Genomic DNA, 2,454 nt, shown 5'->3' on the forward strand with positions numbered 1-2,454 from the left:
GTACCGGTAAGAGCAGGATTTTTCTGCCCGGGTTGTCCGGGCTCTCCGCTCCCAACGCAAACCTAACGCAACACCAAGGAGTCCGAAATGAAATTCATGGTCCTCATCAAAGCCGACAAACACAGCGAAGCCGGCGAAATGCCCAGCGAACAACTGCTGGCCGACATGGGCAAGTTCAACGAATCGCTGGTCAAGGCTGGCGTGATGCTGGCGGGCGAAGGCTTGCACCCCAGCGCCAAAGGCGCGCGCGTCAGGTTTTCCGGCAGCAAGCGCACCGTGATCGACGGGCCTTTCCCCGTAACCAAAGAGTTGGTCGCCGGTTTCTGGATGCTGCAAGTCTCGTCGAAAGAAGAGGCGATTGAGTGGATCAAACGCTGCCCCTTGCCGCCTGAGAGCGAGGCCGAAATCGAAATCCGCCAGGTGTTTTCGGCTGAAGACTTCGGCGCCGAATTCACGCCTGAACTTCGCGAAGCCGAAGAGCGCTTGCGCCAGCAGGTCGAAGCACAGACTGCCGCGAAGTCCTGAAAGCGGGCGCCTGGCTGCCGGGCCCGTGTTTGAKGTAAAAACCGGGTTCCAAGGAGACTTCACGCATGCAATACATGATCCTGCGCAAATCCGACGCGAGCACTGAAGCCGGCGAGCTGCCCAGCCCCGCACTGCTGGCCGCCATGGGCGCCTACAACGAAGAACTGGCCAAGGCCGGCATGCTGCTGGGCGGCGAGGGCCTGCAGGCAAGCTCAAAGGGCGCGCTCATCCGGTTTTCCGGTGGCAAGCCCACGGTCATCGATGGCCCCTTCACCGAAGCCAAAGAGCTGATCGCCGGTTTCACCATGATTGAGGCGGCTTCCAGGGGTGACGCACTGGAATGGCTTAAACGCTGGCCTCAAGAGGATGCGGATGGCAACACCTCGCTGGAAATCCGCGAGGGCGGTTGCCCCGGCGGCCTGCGCGGCGTCGCCGGGGAAGGCGCGCCGCCGCTGCCCGAGGGGTTCCGCCGCTTCATGATTTTGCTCAAGGCCAATGACCGCGCCGAAGCCGGCATCGTGCCCGACAGCCAGTGGCTGGGGCGCATGGCCCAACACAACGACGAAGCCGTCAAGGCTGGCGTGCTGCTCATGGGTGAAGGGCTCAAGCCCAGCGCCAGCGCGTCGCGCATGAAGTTCACCCGGGGCAAACCCAGCGTGATGGACGGGCCCTTCGCCGAAGCCAAGGAATTGCTGGCCGGTTTCTGGATCATCCAGGCGCGTTCGCTGCAGGCTGCGGTGGACTGGGCCTTGGCCTATCCCTTCCCGTTTCGCGATACGGAAGAGGTTGAGGTGGAAATCCGGCTGCTGTATGAAGCTGCCGATTTCGCACAGGCCTAGCGTTCTTGGCTTGGGTCAAAAAATAATTGAAATTTTTCGACCCKGCCTGTCGATTTCGGGTTTTTCGTTCGTCGTACCGGTGAGCAGACGCTTTTTGGAGGCCGGAAAGGGCCTGTGAATCCGGCGCTCGACCATTTACGAAGTGAACAAACACCAACTTAAAGGGATACAAACATGTTCAAGACCATCGCCATCATTGCGGCCGTCGCCATCGTGGTTTTCATCGTGGCCGTGCTGATACTGGCCTCCAACAAGCCAGACACCTTCCGCGTACAACGCCAGACCACCATCCAGGCGCCGCCCGAGAAAATCTTCCCGCTGATCAATGACTACAAACAGTGGGCCGCCTGGTCGCCCTGGGAGAAAAAGGACGCGGCCATGAAGCGCAGCTTCAGCGGTCCGGCCACCGGCAAGGACTCGGCCTACGCCTGGGAAAGCAAGGAAGTCGGCACGGGTGACATGCTGATCACCGAGTCCGTACCGTTTTCGCTCGTCAGGATAGACCTGAACTTCAGCAAGCCTTTTGAGGCCCATAACAAGGTGGTTTTTACCATCCAGCCGCAAGCCGGTGGCAGCGTCGTGAGCTGGGAGATGGCGGGCCCCGCGCCCCTGATGGCCAGGGTCATGCATGTCTTCTTCGATATGGACAAGATGGTGGGCAAGGATTTCGAAGCAGGCCTGGCCGACCTGAAGGCTGCTGCAGAAAAGTAAGCCCGGCTCACCCGCCCCACACTCAAGGAGTATTCAAATGCGATTCATGATGCTGATGATCCCCAAAGGCTACGAAACTGCCGACGCAGGCACCATGCCCAGCGCCGACGCCGTCGCCGCGATGATGAAATACAACGAGGAGCTGCAAAAAGCCGGCGTGCTGCTCGCGCTGGACGGCCTGCACCCACCCTCCATGGGCGCCCGCGTAACCTTTCCCGGTGGCAAGGCCCATGTCAAGGACGGCCCTTTTGCCGAAGCCCGTGAAGTGCTGGGCGGCTACTGGATGATCAACGTGGCCTCGCGCGAGGAAGCCATCAAGTGGGCAACGCGCTGCCCGGGCGGCGAGAACGAAATCATCGAAGTGCGGCAGGTGCAGGAG

General features: G+C 60.8%; 4 protein-coding genes. All 4 read left to right on the top strand.

What is annotated here, in order from left to right:
• The first annotated feature begins 87 nt into the window (after positions 1–87).
• Positions 88–525: a YciI family protein gene (locus AC1D1X_RS20835; protein WP_477670150.1), complete on the top strand. Its 438-nt coding sequence runs from the start codon at positions 88–90 to the stop codon at positions 523–525.
• 65 nt (positions 526–590) lie between these two features.
• Positions 591–1,364, top strand: coding sequence for a YciI family protein (locus tag AC1D1X_RS20840; RefSeq protein WP_477670149.1), 774 nt, complete (start codon positions 591–593; stop codon positions 1,362–1,364).
• A 174-nt stretch (positions 1,365–1,538) separates the two neighbouring features.
• On the top strand, positions 1,539–2,075 hold the full coding sequence (locus AC1D1X_RS20845) for an SRPBCC family protein (protein ID WP_477670148.1): 537 nt from the start codon (positions 1,539–1,541) through the stop codon (positions 2,073–2,075).
• A gap of 37 nt (positions 2,076–2,112) precedes the next feature.
• A partial coding sequence (locus AC1D1X_RS20850) for a YciI family protein (RefSeq protein ID WP_477699062.1) occupies positions 2,113–2,454 on the top strand: 342 nt, incomplete at its 3' end.

This window comes from Polaromonas sp. P1_G4 (assembly GCF_056405475.1).

Excerpts from the sequence above, each read along its gene's own strand:
- AC1D1X_RS20835 (WP_477670150.1), top strand. The coding sequence starts at position 88 with ATGAAATTCATGGTCCTCATCAAAGCCGACAAACACAGCGAAGCCGGC.
- AC1D1X_RS20840 (WP_477670149.1), top strand. The coding sequence starts at position 591 with ATGCAATACATGATCCTGCGCAAATCCGACGCGAGCACTGAAGCCGGC.
- AC1D1X_RS20845 (WP_477670148.1), top strand. The coding sequence starts at position 1,539 with ATGTTCAAGACCATCGCCATCATTGCGGCCGTCGCCATCGTGGTTTTC.